Origin of the sequence: Tepidibacillus sp. LV47 (assembly GCF_048381575.1) — a bacterium.
Classification (GTDB): Bacteria; Bacillota; Bacilli; order Tepidibacillales; family Tepidibacillaceae; genus Tepidibacillus.
This window is the reverse complement of record NZ_JBLWIF010000008.1, coordinates 1-16559: the sequence shown is the minus strand read 5'-3', so window position 1 is coordinate 16559 and position 16559 is coordinate 1. Positions and strand designations below refer to the sequence as shown.

The 16559-nt window shown below is 38.5% G+C and carries 13 protein-coding genes, 1 pseudogene and 1 other annotated feature; of the genes and pseudogenes, 9 read left to right on the top strand and 5 right to left on the bottom strand.

Translation table 11 applies throughout. The features are described 5' to 3' along the window. Window positions 1-68: 68 nt before the first annotated feature. From ACMW72_RS09440 to ACMW72_RS09400, 9 genes are all read left to right on the top strand, one after another. The gene (locus ACMW72_RS09440; RefSeq protein ID WP_418368584.1) at window positions 69-608 is read left to right on the top strand and encodes a cysteine hydrolase family protein; all 540 of its coding nucleotides are present in this window, start codon (window positions 69-71) and stop codon (window positions 606-608) included. A gap of 268 nt (window positions 609-876) precedes the next feature. Beyond that, window positions 877-1130 (top strand) — a binding site (T-box leader). 74 nt (window positions 1131-1204) lie between these two features. Beyond that, complete coding sequence (ilvD, locus tag ACMW72_RS09435) at window positions 1205-2875, top strand: dihydroxy-acid dehydratase (protein WP_418368583.1); 1671 nt, start codon at window positions 1205-1207, stop codon at window positions 2873-2875. A gap of 21 nt (window positions 2876-2896) precedes the next feature. Further along, the gene (ilvB, locus tag ACMW72_RS09430) at window positions 2897-4627 is read left to right on the top strand and encodes a biosynthetic-type acetolactate synthase large subunit (protein ID WP_418368582.1); all 1731 of its coding nucleotides are present in this window, start codon (window positions 2897-2899) and stop codon (window positions 4625-4627) included. 5 nt (window positions 4628-4632) lie between these two features. Further along, complete coding sequence (gene ilvN / locus ACMW72_RS09425; protein WP_418368581.1) at window positions 4633-5106, top strand: acetolactate synthase small subunit; 474 nt, start codon at window positions 4633-4635, stop codon at window positions 5104-5106. Between the two features lie 61 nt (window positions 5107-5167). Further along, window positions 5168-6160: a ketol-acid reductoisomerase gene (gene ilvC, locus ACMW72_RS09420; RefSeq protein ID WP_418368580.1), complete on the top strand. Its 993-nt coding sequence runs from the start codon at window positions 5168-5170 to the stop codon at window positions 6158-6160. 20 nt (window positions 6161-6180) lie between these two features. Further along, a complete protein-coding gene (locus ACMW72_RS09415; RefSeq protein WP_418368579.1) occupies window positions 6181-7725 on the top strand; it encodes a 2-isopropylmalate synthase in 1545 nt (514 codons plus the stop codon). Window positions 7726-7742: 17 nt separating this feature from the next. Continuing rightward, window positions 7743-8816, top strand: a complete 1074-nt coding sequence (gene leuB, locus ACMW72_RS09410) for a 3-isopropylmalate dehydrogenase (RefSeq protein WP_418368578.1) — start codon at window positions 7743-7745, stop codon at window positions 8814-8816. 221 nt (window positions 8817-9037) lie between these two features. Further along, window positions 9038-9676, top strand: coding sequence for a YitT family protein (locus ACMW72_RS09405; protein WP_418368577.1), 639 nt, complete (start codon window positions 9038-9040; stop codon window positions 9674-9676). Between the two features lie 81 nt (window positions 9677-9757). Next, window positions 9758-10735 (top strand): tripartite tricarboxylate transporter substrate binding protein, encoded by a 978-nt coding sequence (locus ACMW72_RS09400; RefSeq protein ID WP_418368576.1) that lies wholly within the window; start codon window positions 9758-9760, stop codon window positions 10733-10735. Between the two features lie 66 nt (window positions 10736-10801). Here the strand turns inward: ACMW72_RS09400 and ACMW72_RS09395 are convergent, their stop codons facing one another. From ACMW72_RS09395 to ACMW72_RS09375, 5 genes and pseudogenes are all read right to left on the bottom strand, one after another. After that, window positions 10802-12793, bottom strand: a complete 1992-nt coding sequence (locus tag ACMW72_RS09395) for a tripartite tricarboxylate transporter permease (protein ID WP_418368575.1) — start codon at window positions 12791-12793, stop codon at window positions 10802-10804. A 62-nt stretch (window positions 12794-12855) separates the two neighbouring features. Further along, complete coding sequence (locus ACMW72_RS09390; RefSeq protein ID WP_418368574.1) at window positions 12856-13131, bottom strand: hypothetical protein; 276 nt, start codon at window positions 13129-13131, stop codon at window positions 12856-12858. 27 nt (window positions 13132-13158) lie between these two features. After that, a complete protein-coding gene (locus tag ACMW72_RS09385) occupies window positions 13159-14382 on the bottom strand; it encodes an MFS transporter (protein WP_418368702.1) in 1224 nt (407 codons plus the stop codon). A gap of 132 nt (window positions 14383-14514) precedes the next feature. Continuing rightward, complete coding sequence (gene proS / locus ACMW72_RS09380; protein ID WP_418368573.1) at window positions 14515-15957, bottom strand: proline--tRNA ligase; 1443 nt, start codon at window positions 15955-15957, stop codon at window positions 14515-14517. 342 nt (window positions 15958-16299) lie between these two features. Next, window positions 16300-16559: pseudogene (locus ACMW72_RS09375) on the bottom strand (hypothetical protein); the annotation flags it as partial.

Below are 16559 nucleotides of genomic sequence, written 5' to 3'. Positions count from 1 at the left end.
CAGTAGCCGGAATGAAAAAATATATGTATAATCATCTGTAAAGACATGTTTTAAAAGGGGAGAGGGACTTGAAAAAAGCACTACTTATCATTGATATGAGTAATGATTTTGTTGATGATCATGGAGGATTAACAGCAGGAAAGCCTGCGCAACAGATCGTTCCTTATATTGTCGATTTAGCCAATCGCTTCCTTCAAGGAAATCATTTGGTGATTTTTGCCATGGATGCCCATCAGCCAAACGATCGCCATTTTCAAGAATGGCCTGTTCATAATGTCATTGGAACGTGGGGACAGCAATTATATGGTGAATTAGCAGAATGGTACCAAAAACATCAACAGAAGGAGAACGTGGTTTTTCTACCGAAAGAACAATACGATGCTTTTTATGAAACTCCTTTAGAACAAATTTTAAGAGAAAAGGGAATTGAACAAGTTCATTTAACAGGTGTGGCAACAGATATTTGTGTATTTTTAACGGCTTCTGGAGCATATTATCGTGGGTTTAAGACATTTGTCTACAAAAAAGGAACAGCTACCTTTACGGATCAGCAAGATTTAGCATTAAAACACATGAATACCATTTTTAAAACAGAAGTTATCGATTAACCGATAAACCTCCAAAATTTTGGACTTATGTCTGTCAAATAGTATAGTAATATACTAGTGAAAAATCCAAGCCAAACGGTTTTGGATTTTATTTTTTATAAAAAATTTTTAAATTTTTTAAACCTAGAATTGGTAATGGATTAAGCGTTTTCATATTTTTTCAAAAAAGAATATTCAGAAAAAAACAATTGACAGGGGAAAAATACAGCATTATAATTCCAAGTAATACTTTAACAATATAAAGCATTATATCTTTCCAAAAAAAAAGAAAAAGATGATGAAAAGGACAAGTAGCAAAAGGATCGTTATGTTCAGAGAGCTAAGGATGCTGGGATCTTAGCCATAACCCTTTTGTGAACTCACCTTGGAATCGACTTTGTGAAATGGCCGTATTTCTATGGCCAGAGTAATGGAGTTCCGGAATGGCCGTTATCCATAACGTGTTTCGCTAAACACGTGCCGAGGCTTTCTTTGCGAAAAGAAAGTGAACTAGGGTGGTACCACGAAGACTTCGTCCCTAATGGCGTCATCATTGATGATGTCATGAGGGTTGAAGTCTTTTTTAATATACACATAAAAAACGGAGGGGAAACAATATGAATTCTCACAAGGTGACAAAAGGAATTGAAAGGGCACCACATCGAGCTTTATTTAAAGCAATGGGGATTACTGATGAAGAATTGGAAAGACCTTTGATTGGCGTTGTCAATTCATTTAGTGAGATCGTGCCTGGCCACAAACATTTAAGACAACTAGCAGAAGAAGTAAAAGCAGGTATTCGTATGGCTGGCGGAACCCCTTTTGAATTTAATACGATTGTTGTTTGTGATGGAATCGCAATGAATCATACTGGGATGCAATATTCTTTGGCTAGCCGTGAGTTAATCACAGATAGTATTGATACGGTTGTGCATGCTCATCAGTTTGATGGCTTAGTGTTTATGCCAAATTGTGACAAAGTCGTCCCAGGTATGTTAATGGCAGCAGCAAGATTAAATCTTCCATCGATTGTCGTGAGTGGTGGAGCGATGTTGGCGGGACAAGTGAATGGGCAATCGGTGGATTTATCTACCGTATTTGAAGCAGTTGGGTCAGTAAAAGCTGGAAAAATGACCATGGAAGAATTATTCGTTTTAGAGGAAAATGCGTGCCCAGGTGGAGGAAGTTGTGCAGGGATGTTTACTGCTAACTCGATGAACTGTTTAACGGAAGCTTTAGGGATGGCACTGCCAGGAAACGGAACGATTCCAGCGGTGATGGCAGCTAGAAATCGACTCGCAAAACGGGCTGGGATGAAGATTATGGAACTTGTTCAAAAAGATATCCGTCCAAGTCAAATCATGACCAAAGAGGCTTTTGAAAATGCGTTAAAAGTGGATATGGCGTTAGGTGGTTCATCGAATACGGTTCTTCACGTCTTAGCGATTGCCCATGAGATGGGAATTCGTATCACATTGGATGAAATCAATAAAATCGCAGCAGAAACACCGCAACTTTGTAAATTAAGTCCAGCTGGGTCCAATCATATTGAAGTATTAGATCGTGCTGGTGGAGTAGCTGCTGTGATGAATGAACTAATGAACCACGGGTACTTACATAAGGATGTACTTACAGTCAATGCCACTACTTTAGAAGAAACTATACGCAATGTTCAAGTTAAAGATCGATCCGTGATCCGTTCAATTGAAGATCCTTATTCAGAAACCGGAGGATTAGCGATTCTTTTTGGAAACTTGGCACCAGATGGAGCAGTGGTTAAACAAGGTGCTGTCGCTAAGGAAATGTTAATTCATCAAGGTCCTGCAAGAGTTTTTAACAGTGAAGAAGAAGCGGTAGAAGCGATTTTAGGCGGAAAAATTCAACCAGGTGATGTTGTCGTGATTCGTTATGAAGGACCAAAGGGGGGACCAGGGATGAGAGAGATGTTAACACCAACATCTGCCTTAGCAGGGATGGGATTAGATTCAAGTGTTGCTCTTATAACCGATGGACGTTTTTCTGGTGCAACAAGGGGTGCATCCATTGGTCATATTTCTCCAGAAGCAGCAGCTTTTGGTCCAATCGCAGCAGTAGAAGAAGGGGATCTCATTCAGATCGATATTCCCGCAAGAAAACTTGAATTGTTGGTTGATGAAAAGACGATTCAAAAGCGGTTGGAATCGATAAAGGCAAATGGTCCAGTGAAAAAACAAGAGTTATCCGGGTATTTAAAACGCTATGCCCGTAATGTCACATCGGCTAATACTGGAGCAGTTTGGGATTATTAGAAGAAGAAAGGGTGAGTACAGATGAGAGCGGAAGCGGAAGCCTATCAGCAAGTTGACAAACAAACGAATGAAGCACCTGCTTATGAGATGAAAACAGGTGCGGAAATGATTATCGAGTGTTTAAAGAGGGAAGGAGTTGACGTTATTTTTGGATATCCTGGCGGCGCGGTCATTCCCATTTATGATGCCTTATATGATTCAGGTTTGAAACATGTCCTTTCTCGCCATGAACAAGGAGCCATCCATGCTGCTGATGGATATGCTAGATCAACTGGAAAAGTTGGAGTGGTGATTGGAACATCAGGTCCAGGGGCGACGAATCTCGTAACGGGAATTACCAATGCCTACATGGATTCGATTCCTTTGGTGGTAATGACAGGGCAGGTTTCTACCAGTTATATTGGAACAGATGCCTTTCAAGAGGCAGACATTACAGGAATTACCATGCCAATTACGAAACACAACTATTTGGTTCAACGAACGGAAGATTTACCGAGAATCTTAAAAGAAGCTTTTTATATTGCGAAATCTGGACGACCAGGACCTGTTCTCATCGATATTCCAAAAGATGTTTCTTATAATGTTGCACCTTTTCATTATCCTGATTCTGTATCCATTCCAAGTTACCAGCCGACGATTGAACCTAATCCCAATCAAGTGATAAAAGTAGCCAAGGCGATTGAACAGGCAAAAAGGCCATTAATCTTAGCTGGTGGTGGGGTCATTTCTTCAGGTGCAGAAAAAGAATTATTACATTTTGCGGAAAAAATGCAAATCCCAGTAACAACTACACTTATGGGATTAGGCGGATTTCCTGGCAGTCATCCATTATGGTTAGGAATGCCTGGCATGCATGGAACCGTTACTGCAAACCGAGCGATTCAAAATGCTGATTTGTTGATTTCCCTTGGAGCAAGGTTTGATGATCGCGTAACAGGAAATATCGAACGGTTTGCGCCAAAGGCAAAGATTGTTCATGTCGATATAGATCCAGCAGAAGTGGGCAAGATTATCCCAACCCAATTCCCATTGGTAGGAGATGTTAAACTTGTATTGGTCGAATTAATAAAGAAAACTTCGCCAGGAAACACCGTAGAATGGGTTGAACAATTGCAACAATGGAAACGAGAAAAACCTCTACGTTATAAAGATTCGAAAAATGGAATCAAGGCACAGTATGTCATTGAACAACTCTCCAATTATACAAAAGGAGATGTGATTGTTAGCACTGATGTTGGCCAGCATCAAATGTGGACGGCACAATATTTTAAATTTGAAAAAGGAAGGACACTTCTTACTTCTGGTGGTTTAGGGACAATGGGGTTTGGCTTACCTGCTGCAGTAGGGGCACAAGTGGGAAACCCTGATAAAAAAGTCATCTGTATTTCTGGTGACGGAAGTATTCAGATGAATATTCAAGAATTAGCAACCATTGTTCAACAAAAATTGCCATTAAAGATTGTGATCTTGAATAATTCTTACTTAGGAATGGTCCGCCAATGGCAACAAATATTCCACGATTGTCGCTATTCTTGCACATTCATAACTGGACCTGATTTTGTCAAATTAGCAGAAGCCTATGGAATGTTAGGGATTCGTGCAGTAAAGAAAGAAGAAGTAACTGAAGTTATTGAAGAAGGAATGAAACATAATGGACCTGTCATTATGGAATTTATTGTAGAAGAAGAAGAGAATGTCTTTCCTTTTGTACCTCCAGGAGCATCACTTGATGAGATGATTGAAGGAGAGTGACTCGAATGAAATACACGTTATCTTTAATCGTAAACGACCATGCTGGTGTTTTAACGCGAATTGCAGGTCTTTTCAATCGTAGGGGGTTTAATATTGACTCGATTACAGTGGGAAGAACAGAAGAGCCAGGGCTATCGCGGATGACGATTGTTGTTCATGGCGACAAACGCACGATTGAACAGATCAAAAAGCAACTTAATAAGCAAATCGATGTTCATAAGGTCATCGATATTTCCAATGAACCAATGGTGGCTAGAGAATTAATTTTGATCAAAGTAAAAGCAACACCCCAGACACTACCTGAGATTACCAATCTTATTGAACCTTTTCGCTCGACAGTGGTGGATGTGGCTCATTCGACAATTACCATTCAAGCAACAGGGGATGATGATAAATTAAATGCAATTATTGAATTGCTACGTCCTTATGGAATCAAAGAGTTAGTAAGAACCGGATTTGCAGCTATCCAAAGAGGATAATCAGATAAAACTTTTATAATCAGAATATTTTAAAAAAAATTAAACAAAGGGAGAGATGAAGATGAAAATGTATTATGATCAAGATGCTAATTTAGAGGTATTACAAGGAAAAACAGTAGCCATTATCGGTTATGGTAGCCAAGGTCATGCTCAAGCCCAAAATTTACGGGATAGCGGTGTAAAGGTAGTCGTTGGTTTAAGAAAAGGGAAATCTTGGCAACAAGCAGAAGCAGATGGTTTTGAAGTATATCCCGTTTCCGAAGCTGTTGCTTTAGCCGATGTTGTGCAAATTCTCTTACCCGATGAAAAACAAGCCAAAGTATATCAAGAAGAAATCGAACCTCATTTGAAAAAAGGAGCAACACTCGTATTCTCTCATGGTTTTAACATTCATTATGGGCAAATTGTTCCATCTGAAGATTTAGATGTGGTCATGGTTGCGCCAAAAAGCCCTGGCCATTTGGTCAGAAGAACGTTTGAACAAGGTGCAGGAGTTCCTGGTTTATTAGCTATCTACCAAAATCCATCAGGTAAGGCTTTAGATACGGCTCTAGCTTATGCAAAAGGAATTGGTTGCACACGGGCAGGAGTCATTGAAACGACCTTTAAAGAAGAAACAGAAACGGATCTTTTTGGTGAGCAAGCCGTACTGTGTGGGGGTGTTACTGAACTTGTAAAAGCGGGTTTTGAAACTCTTACCGAGGCTGGATATCAACCAGAAATCGCCTATTTTGAATGTTTACATGAATTAAAATTAATTGTTGATCTCATGTATGAAGGTGGCCTTAGCCATATGCGATATTCCATCAGTGACACCGCTCAATATGGGGATTACATCTCTGGTAAACGCGTCATTTCCGATGCATCGCGAAAGGCAATGAAAGAAATCCTTCATGAAATTCAAACGGGTCAATTTGCTAGAAATTGGATCTTAGAAAATCAAGTAGGAAGACCTGTCTTTAATGCCATTGATCGGAAGGAAAAAGAACACCCGATTGAAGTTGTTGGGGCAAAACTTCGCGAAATGATGCCATTTGTGAAAAGTAAAAAATAAGGAAAATGGAGGGCCGTCAAATGCGAGTAATAAAAATCTTGGATACGACCCTTAGAGATGGTGAACAGTCAGCTGGAGTCAATTTGAATACCAATGAGAAAAGAGAAATTGCAAAGCAATTAGTTCGCCTAGGTGTTGATGCGATCGAGGCAGGTTTTCCGATCGCGTCACCTGGGGATTTCCAAGCAGTAAAAACAATTGCCGAGGAAGTAAAAGGGGCAACGATTGTTGGTTTTGCAAGAGCGACAAAAGGAGATATTGACGCTGTATATGAAGCGATTAAACATGCAGAACAAGCACGGATTCATCTGTTTATTGCTACCTCTCCTATTCATATGAAATATAAATTGCGCAAATCGCCAGAAGAAGTGGTGGAAATTGCTGTTGAAATGGTGAAATATGCGAAAAAATATTTCCAAGAAATTCAATTCTCTGCAGAAGATGCTGGACGAAGCGATTTAGAGTTTTTAGCACGAATTACAAAAGAAGTCATTGATGCAGGAGCCAAGATTATAAATATTCCTGATACGGTAGGCTACATGATGCCAAGAGAATATGGCTATATGTTTAAATATTTAAAAGAAAAGGTTCCAAATAGCCACAAAGCCTTGTTTAGCGCACATTGTCATGATGATTTAGGCTTGGCTGTTGCCAATACCTTAGCAGCGATTGAAAATGGGGTCGATCAAGTAGAAGGAACCATTAATGGTATTGGTGAGCGGGCAGGAAATGCAGCATTGGAAGAAGTTGCCGTTGCCTTATATACCAGAAAAGATTACTATCAAGCAACAACGAACATGAACTTAGAACAAATTGCTCGAAGCAGCAAGTTGATCAGTAAACTAACAGGGATGATCGTACCTGGGAATAAAGCAATTGTCGGAGCGAATGCTTTTGCTCATGAGTCGGGAATTCATCAAGACGGGGTCTTAAAAGAAAGAACTACCTATGAGATTATTCGTCCTGAACTTGTTGGATATTCTAGCAATAAACTGGTGCTTGGAAAACACTCTGGAAGGCACGCTTTTAAAGAACGATTAATGGCATTAGGTTATGCCTTATCCGATGAACAAATCAATATTGCCTTTCAAAAGTTTAAGGAATTGACGATGAAAAAGAAAGAGATCTTTGACGATGATTTGCTGATGATTATCGATGAACAACAATTTAAGCAAAATGCCTTTGAACTAGAATATTTTCATATTTCAGGGGACAATTCCATTTCAACGGCAATGCTTCGAATTAAACTTCCAAATGGAGAAAGCAAAGAAGAAGCTGCGCATGGAGAAGGATTAGTTGATTCCGTTTATAACACCATTGATCGTATCTCAGGGATTCATTTGAAATTAAAAGACTATCAGATCAAATCAGAAGGATATGGTCGTGATGCGGTCGGTAGTGTCCATGTTAAAGTGGAATATAATGGGGAATTGTATAATGGCCGGGGAATGTCTACAAATGTAATCGAGGCAAGTGCCAAAGCCTATATCGATGCATTGAACCGAATTTATGTGAAGCATGGATTGACCCATCAAGAATTAAAAAAGCAAGAGATCAGTTCATAAAGAAAGGGAGAAAGAAAATGCCAAAAATCGTTGTCTTACCTGGGGATGGGATTGGTCCAGAAATTGTGACGGAAGCGGTCAAAGTCTTAAAGACAGTGGAAGAAATAAGCGGAGTTCAATTTGAACTTAAGGAATATTTAGTTGGTGGAATTGCAATTGATCAAACAGGCAATCCTTTACCCCCTGAAACATTAGAAGCTTGTTTACAAAGTGATGCCGTATTACTTGGGGCAGTAGGGGGGCCAAAATGGGATGATCTGCCTGGAGATGTTAGGCCAGAAAAAGCTTTATTAGGACTTCGCAAGGAATTGGGGCTTTTTAGTAATCTTCGACCTGTAAAAGTGTACGACTCTTTAATCGATGCCTCTACATTAAAACCTGAAGTGATTCAAGGGGTTGATTTACTCGTTATTCGCGAATTGACAGGTGGAATTTACTTTGGGGAAAAAACGAAAGAGATGACAGAGAACGGGATTAAGGTGACTGATGCTCTTACCTATACTGAAGATGAAATTGAAAGGATTGTTCGTCTAGGATTTGAAACGGCAATGAAACGTCGCAAAAAACTAACTTCTGTCGATAAAGCAAATGTTCTTGAATCTTCACGGGTTTGGCGAAAAGTTGTAGAAAGAGTAGCAGTAGACTATCCTGAAGTGGAACTCAATCACATGCTTGTTGATAATTGTGCCATGCAACTTGTACGATATCCCAAACAATTTGATGTGATTGTCACAGAAAATATGTTTGGCGATATTCTCAGTGATGAAGCAGCTATGTTGACAGGTTCAATCGGAATGTTGCCCTCTGCCAGTATTGGTACGGAGAAAGTAGCCATGTATGAACCGATTCATGGTTCAGCTCCGGATATTGCGGGTCAAGGATTGGCCAATCCATTAGCTACCATCTTATCGGTTGCGATGATGCTTAGATACTCTTTTAATATGAATCAAGAAGCAGAGAAAATTGAGCAAGCTGTTCAAAATGTTCTTGATGCAGGTTATCGAACCAAAGATTTAGCTAGACCTAAATCAAAGGTTGTCTCAACTAAAGAAATGGGAGACTTAGTTATTCAAGCTATGAAAGATGAATAAAAATAGATGAATAAAAATAAATGTAAGCCTTGTTTGTCTGATAGGGACAACAAGGCTTTTATTTACATACAAGCCATATAATATACAAACGTATTTTTATTCTTACACACAAATTTGTGATGAATTTTTAAGACAAGACTAATATTTTTATTTGTTTCAAATAGAATGGTAAAGAGACAAAATGAAACAGATTTACTTTTTTTGGATTGAAGGTTTATAGAATGAAAAAGGAAATGCAGGTTCCCTATGATTTTAAAACTTACTTTATGATTACAATTGGTGCGATCATCCAGGGTTTAGCCATGGACATTTTTCTATTTCCCAATAATATACCATCAGGAGGAGCAGGGGGAATTGCGGTTTTGATGAATTACTTGTTCCATATCCCCACTGGAGTTGCTCTATGGATAGCTAATTTTTCTATGTTGTTAGCTGGGATTAGGTGGTTAGGAAATTCCAGCGCCATTGGAACCATGTACAGTATTTCTGTGGCAGCGATTACCATTCAGGTTTTTGATTTCCCTGTTCACATTTTTACAAATGTTTGGATCGATTTGTTTGTTGGTTCTTTTATTTTAGGTATTGGGATTGGCATTTTGTTAAAGCAAGGGGTCTCTAATGGCGGAGTTGGCGTCTTAGCATTAATTATTGCGAAATATCGCAATATAGCTCCAGGTACACCCCTATTTTTGATCAATGGGGCGATCTTTTTGTTAACCGCGTCTCTTATTTCTTGGGAAATCATTTTTCAAGCGCTCTTTAGCCAATGGTTATCTTCAAAAATTGTGGATCTCATTTATGATTTTCATTTGGCTTCAAATGTCGTTGTGATCCAATCGGTCACCATTCGAAAAAAATAAAAGAAAAATTTCTCTGGACTTACATAAAAAAGAGTCCCTCACATATCTTTTTTAAGGAGATGAAAAGGGGTGAGGGAAAATATGAATGGAAAGAAATTCTTGATCTTTATACTAATATTTGTCATTCTTTTGCTATCTACTTTTGGCTGTTTCGATTCGAAAACGAATTTGCAAGATTTCCCTAATAAACCAATCCAATTAATCGTTTCCTATTCTCCTGGGGCAGCGACTGATACTCAAGCTAGAATCATTGCTAAATATGCCAAAAAGTATTTAGGGCAAGAACTCGTTATTGTTAACAAACCTGGAGGTGGTGGATCCGTCGGTTGGAATTATTTTTCCTCTGTTGCGCCTGATGGCTACATTTTAACAGCCTATAATCTACCCCATATCATTACACAACCTTTGGTAGGGCAAACAGCATACAATCTAGATACATTTGACCCGATTATCAACTGGGGCCAAGACCCAACCGTTTTTGCCGTAACCAAGGATAGTCCGATTAAAGATCTCCATGATTTGATTCAAAAAGCAAAACAAGTTCCAGGAAAGTTAACTGTTGGCACAGCAGGGAAATTTGTTGGCCAGCATATGGCCATACTACAATTGGAAAAAGCAGCCAATATTGATGTTAAAGATATTCCCTATAAAGGGTCGGCTGATTCCATTGCTTCATTACTTGGTAAACATACGGATTTTATTTCTGGAAACTTATCGGATATGTACCGTTTAGAGGATCAAGTTCGAATCCTAGCGATCGCCACAAAGGAACGTCATCCATTAGTTCCAAATACCCCTACTTTCGCAGAGTTAGGTTATCCGGAAGTGGTCATGAGTACGGATCGGGGCATTGCAGCAAAAAAGGGAACTCCCAAGGAGATCATCGATAAGTTAGAAAAGGGATTTATGCAAATTATGAAGGATTCTCGATTTCTTGAGGATATGAAAAAAGCTGGAGCAGATATGTTAATTCTAAATCGAGAACAAGTGAAAAAGGAGTTTGAAAAGCGAAAAGTACTTTATGAACAGCTTATTAAAAGTGTGAATGTGAATCAATAATTGGCAAAATCGCCAAAAAATGGGCTTGTATGTCTAATCATACAAGCCAAAAATTTTTAAAAAGCACTAGAAAAATTGCAAAATATTTAAAGCTGACCCACTTGGAAGGGGAACTTTAATCAATCCTGTAAATACCAAATACATCAGAAGGGTAAAGGAAGTTGAAACGATGAGGATTCTTGATAGATGAAGAATATTTTTTCTTTGCATGTAATAATAGACGGGTACGGATACCATTAGAATTAAAACCTGTAAGTAAAATCCAATCAAATCGGTAAGTAGGCTGATGAAAACGATAAAGCAAATGAATAATAGAGTAGAAAAAGGGGTCCAACCTATTTTCTTTTTCACAATTAAATTTTGTTTAGTAAAACCGATTTGTATCAATCGCAAGAATGTGAGAACAAGGATAAATATTAAAGTAAATGAAGGGAAAACTTTCATTTCAAATTCCATATCTTGAATGGCAAGGAAAAAAATAAAAGAGATAACCCCAAAAACGAACCAAGATAATCCCCGAATCGATAAAAGGGATCGCAACGCAAATGAGCGGTTGGATTTTTGTTCATGTCTTTTATGTTGTTTGTAAGAATGCCATAGTGAGTAACCCATCGTAAATACGGTGATCATGATTAAAATGATGTTCCATTTCCCAGTGAAGAAATAAGGAAGAATGGCACCGTTAGATTCACCAATTTCAATCCCTTGTAGCAAACCTTCTTCGGCAATTGGTCCAAGAATGAAACCTAAGGCAACAGGGGCTGGTGAAAAATTGAATTTATGAAAGATATACATCAGAATCCCGATGATCACCATTGAATAAATATCAAATGTACTATTTTGTGTCGTGTAAGCACCAATGATCGAAAAAGAGATGATGATTGGGGCCATAAAATAGTTAGGGATATTGACTAATCGACTGAAATAGCGAATGGCAAATAATCCAATGATAAGGATTAAAATCTGAATGATTACCATTCCATAAAGGAAATGATTGGCAACCGTAGCATGTTCGATAAATAGATCCCGACCAGGCCAAATTCCATGAATCATTAACCCACCTAAGAAAATGGCTGATGTGGGAGATCCAGGAATCCCTAAAGTTAACAATGGAACTAAAGCACCACCGACTTCTGCATTGTTGGCGCTCTCCGAAGCAATCACTCCTTCTTTCAATCCTTTTCCGAACTTTTCTTTTTCCTTTGAGAAACGTTTCAATTCATTATAAGCCATAATACTAGCAACGTTTCCTCCTGCACCAGGTGCAATTCCAACAATTAATCCGACAATTGTTCCAATCGATAAGGCTTTGAGATTTTTTATAACATCTATAAAAGAGGAAAGAAGCGAGGGTTTCTTTGAATCGATGTATTCAAAAATTTCTGCTCCCTTTTTTTGTCTGATTTCTTCAATTAATCTCAGAGCTTGGGGAAAAGCAAATAATCCGATTAATACAGAGACAACATTTAAACCGCCAACAAAAACAGGATTTCCAAAGGTGAAACGTGCCGTTCCCGTGATCGTGTGAATTCCGATCATCGAAAGGAGAATTCCAACGGCTCCACTCATCATATTCTTGATTATAGATCCATCGGAAATCACGGCAATAATTGTGATTCCAAAGATAGCTATCCAAAAGTTTTCTACTGGGCCAAATTGTAAAGAGATCTCTGCAAAGAAAGGAGCAAAATATAAAAGTAGGAACATCCCTACTAATCCGCCAATGGTTGATGCAATTGTTGATAATTCTAATGCTTTCTTTGCTTCGCCTTTTTTGGCCATGGGATATCCTTCAAAAGTAGTCGCGACTGAAGCTGGGGCACCTGGAATATTGAATAAGATAGCAGGAATTGACCCGCCATAAACGGCCCCACTATAAATTCCACCAAGCAAAAGAAGCCCGTATTCGGCAGGAAGGGAAAATGTAAAGGGGATCGCGATGGCGACTCCCATTGTAGGTGTTAATCCTGGCAAAGCTCCAATAATAATCCCGAGGAGAACACCAACGGCCATAATAAAAATACTAAATGGTTCAAATAGCTGCAAAAGAATATCCATAATTTTCCTCCTTCGCAAATCGTTCAGAAGTAGGATATTCACCTATGCCCTTAGGAGTACGCCTATTTTTCGTTATTGATTTCTAGTTTTTTTCCACCTGTAGCGATGTATGAATAAAGTTCTAAATTTGTTTTGCTTTTTGCAATTCCCTGAAGATAAGGTGTAATCAAATCCTTAAAGTCCTCACGAACCCCTTCATCTTCCAAATGACCATAAACATAAGCCTTTTTTTCTGTAAAGACCAAAGCTAAATAACCAACCGCCTTTTGATTTTGATCGACGATATTTAAGATTTGCGATTCAGGATTAATGATTTCTGGAGAAAGATAAATCTCCATCGAATACCCTCCTTTTATGTTAGATAATTATTCAGTCTGCCATTGCAGCTTTTTAAATAGTGAATCTGTATCATTTGATGATGGATTTTTTACTTGAATCAGAAAGAATGAAAGGATTCCAACAAGCAAAGTAAGACCCGCAGTCGCCAAAAACATTCCTGTTCGCGACCAATCCATCAACCAACTATATACAGGTGGACCAAAAGCAACCCCCAAAAACCTTACTGATCCATAAAGAGAGATCACAAAACCTCTTCGTTCTTTTCCCACTGATCCAGTGATAAGACTATTCAAACAAGGAAGAAGCAGTCCTGTTCCAATACTGCTTATAACTAAAATAGAAATAAATGGAATTAATGTCGAAAAAAAAGTTAAAGTAGCAAAAGAAATCGTCATAAGGATAGATCCTGTAATGATTAATGTTTTCATTAAATGTTGTTTTTTCTTTATTTTGCTCCCTGTGATATAAGAAGTTGACATCATAAACAATAAAGGAATAGCTAAAATTAACCCCTTAATCACGCCATCAATATGATATTGTTTTTCTAAGGTATCCGATAAATAGAATAACATACCAAAAAGAGTAAAAAGTCCTGTAGCGCCAGCAAGATAAGTAACAAATAACCAACGTCCTTCATGTTTAAAGACAGAAAATAGACCTTTCACATACTGACCGATTGGTGGAGAGGGCTGTTTTCTTGGTGGCTCTTTGATAAAAAACCAATTTAAGAGGATAGAAATGAGACAAAATACGGGAAAAGCAAAAAAGACCGCATACCAGATGATTAACGCTAGTAATGATCCGATAATGGGTGAAAGTACTTTACCAAAACCATTAGAGGCCTCAACGATCCCTAGGACTTTACTTTGCATTCCACCTTTAAATAAGTCTCCAGTTAAAGCCATCGCAATTGGGCTTGTTCCAGCTGCTCCGATCCCTTGTAAGGTTCTGCCGATGATAATCCAGAGGTAAGGTTTGGAAAACCAAGCCGCTGCAAATCCAGCAAGAAAAGCACCAATACCATATAGGAATAAAGAGGGAATGATGATTTTTTTACGTGTTAAACGGTCGGATAAATAACCTAAGATAGGAATCATAATTGCTGCTGCAACAGAAAACACAGTAATGGTTAAACTGACTTGGAATTGGGAGAGATTTAGTTCCGATTTCATTTTTGGCAAGATAGGAATTAACAACGAATTCCCTAAGGTCATAATTAATGGAACAGAACCGATGGCTAAAATTGTCATTCCATTTGCTTTCGTTGAGGGCAACTTTTACGCCTCCTTGCTAAAAAATGATACTTATATATTTTCTACTTGGTTTAATCGAATTATGCTTATGCAAAAAAAACCCCTGAACATGATGTTCAGGGGAACAATTTAATACGCTCTTGCAAAGTAAACCGTCGTTGTGCTTTCTTTCCCACAGCAGACACATTTACCGCTGCCTTCTCGTTGCTTAAAAGGAATATTGCGGGCTGTTGCTCCTGTTTCTTCTTTTACTTCATCGAGACATTTGAGATCGCCACACCACCAACTCTTCATAAAGCCTTTTTCCTTAAGAAGTTGTTCTTTCATCTCTTCGATGGAATTGATTTCAAAGGTATGGCTATCCATGAAAGCTTTTGCTTTGTCAAACATATCTTTTTGGATTTGCTCCAATTTTTCTTTAATCGTTTCTACGAAGTTCATTAATGGTAAGAATTCTTTCGTTCCTGTATCTCGACGTGCCAAAACGAATTGCTCTTTTTCCAGATCTTTTGGTCCTAATTCAATACGGATGGGTACACCGCGCATTTCATATTCATTAAACTTCCAACCGGGAGTCATCTCTTCCCGATCATCTACTTTTACACGGATGCCTCCTTGTTTCAACTCAGCTGCTAATTCATGGGCTTTATTGCGAATCAATTCTTTATCCCCGCGAAGAATCGGGATAATAACCACTTGGATAGGAGCTACTTTTGGTGGTAGAGCAAGGCCACGGTCATCACTATGGGTCATAATTAATCCGCCAATTAAGCGAGTAGACGAACCCCAAGAAGTTTGATACACATACTGCATTTGATTGTTCTGATCGGCAAATTGAATGTCAAATACTTTCGAGAAGTTTTGTCCTAAATGATGGGAAGTACCAGCTTGTAATGCTTTTCCGTCGCTCATGAGCGCTTCGATACTATACGTATGTTCAGCACCTGCGAACTTCTCATTTTCTGTCTTTTTCCCAGGAATAACAGGCATTGCCAGAACTTCTTCGACAAAAGCCCGATATACTTCTAACATTTGTAGTGCTTCTTCTTCCGCTTCTTCATAAGTCGCATGGGCAGTATGTCCTTCTTGCCAGAGGAATTCAGATGTACGTAAGAAAGGTTTTGTACTTTTTTCCCAACGCATGACATTGGCCCATTGATTTAATTTCATTGGCAAGTCACGATAGGATTGAATCCATTGACTCATCATGGAGCAAATAATGGTTTCCGAAGTGGGACGAACAACAAGGCGCTCCTCTAACGGTTCGTTTCCTCCTTGGGTTACCCAAGCAACTTCAGGAGCAAACCCTTCAACATGATTCATTTCCTTTTTTAAATAGGATTCAGGGATTAAGAGAGGAAAATAAGCATTTTCATGTCCCGTTTCTTTGATCCGCCTGTCTAAATCTTTTTGCATATTTTCCCAAATGGCATAGCCATAAGGTTTAATAACCATTGTTCCTTTGACAGGGCCATAATCCATCAGATCGGCTTTTTTTACAATGTCTAAATACCAACGAGAATAATCTTCTTCTTTGCTTTGAATTTCTTTGACAAACTTCTTGTCTTCCATTAATTCTGCACTCCTTTTATTAAGCTTAACAAAAAATAAGGAGTTAATCTCATCCTAAAGGACGGATCAACTCCGTGGTACCACCTTTATTAACATGTAACATTTTCATCACAGTTACATGTTCACTCTAACCCTTGTAACGTAAGGGGAACGATCTTGCTCCTCGCAGATTTCTCAGGAATGGGTTCAGTTTGCGGATTGGAAGGACTTCCAGCCATGATCCTTCTCTCTAGAACAATCCAAGACCAAACTTACTAGTTCCTTCATTGAAGACGGAATATTATGATTGATAATTTATTATAACGATTTGAAAGCAAAAGTCAAGGAACTTGCTAGTAATCATTATTTTGTAAGTAAAGAAACAAAATCTTTAAACTTAAATAATTCTTTATCATGTTCAATGATTTTGGTTTCAATATATTTAAGGTCCGTTTTTGTAACCATATTCTCCATAATGGTATTGACTTTTTCAGAAAGTTCGAGAACAGCGAGTTTCACTGCGTTAAAATCATCTTTGGTAGCCATCGCCTTAAGCTCATCTTTCGTGGCCATGGACTGTCTGATCGCTTCAAGCTCATCTTTCGTGGCCATGGATTGTCTGA

Excerpts from the sequence above, each read along its gene's own strand:
- ilvD (WP_418368583.1), top strand. The coding sequence starts at position 1,205 with ATGAATTCTCACAAGGTGACAAAAGGAATTGAAAGGGCACCACATCGA.
- ilvB (WP_418368582.1), top strand. The coding sequence starts at position 2,897 with ATGAGAGCGGAAGCGGAAGCCTATCAGCAAGTTGACAAACAAACGAAT.
- ilvN (WP_418368581.1), top strand. The coding sequence starts at position 4,633 with ATGAAATACACGTTATCTTTAATCGTAAACGACCATGCTGGTGTTTTA.
- ilvC (WP_418368580.1), top strand. The coding sequence starts at position 5,168 with ATGAAAATGTATTATGATCAAGATGCTAATTTAGAGGTATTACAAGGA.
- ACMW72_RS09415 (WP_418368579.1), top strand. The coding sequence starts at position 6,181 with ATGCGAGTAATAAAAATCTTGGATACGACCCTTAGAGATGGTGAACAG.
- leuB (WP_418368578.1), top strand. The coding sequence starts at position 7,743 with ATGCCAAAAATCGTTGTCTTACCTGGGGATGGGATTGGTCCAGAAATT.
- ACMW72_RS09405 (WP_418368577.1), top strand. The coding sequence starts at position 9,038 with ATGAAAAAGGAAATGCAGGTTCCCTATGATTTTAAAACTTACTTTATG.
- ACMW72_RS09400 (WP_418368576.1), top strand. The coding sequence starts at position 9,758 with ATGAATGGAAAGAAATTCTTGATCTTTATACTAATATTTGTCATTCTT.
- ACMW72_RS09395 (WP_418368575.1), bottom strand. The coding sequence starts at position 12,793 with ATGGATATTCTTTTGCAGCTATTTGAACCATTTAGTATTTTTATTATG.
- ACMW72_RS09390 (WP_418368574.1), bottom strand. The coding sequence starts at position 13,131 with ATGGAGATTTATCTTTCTCCAGAAATCATTAATCCTGAATCGCAAATC.
- ACMW72_RS09385 (WP_418368702.1), bottom strand. The coding sequence starts at position 14,382 with ATGACAATTTTAGCCATCGGTTCTGTTCCATTAATTATGACCTTAGGG.
- proS (WP_418368573.1), bottom strand. The coding sequence starts at position 15,957 with ATGGAAGACAAGAAGTTTGTCAAAGAAATTCAAAGCAAAGAAGAAGAT.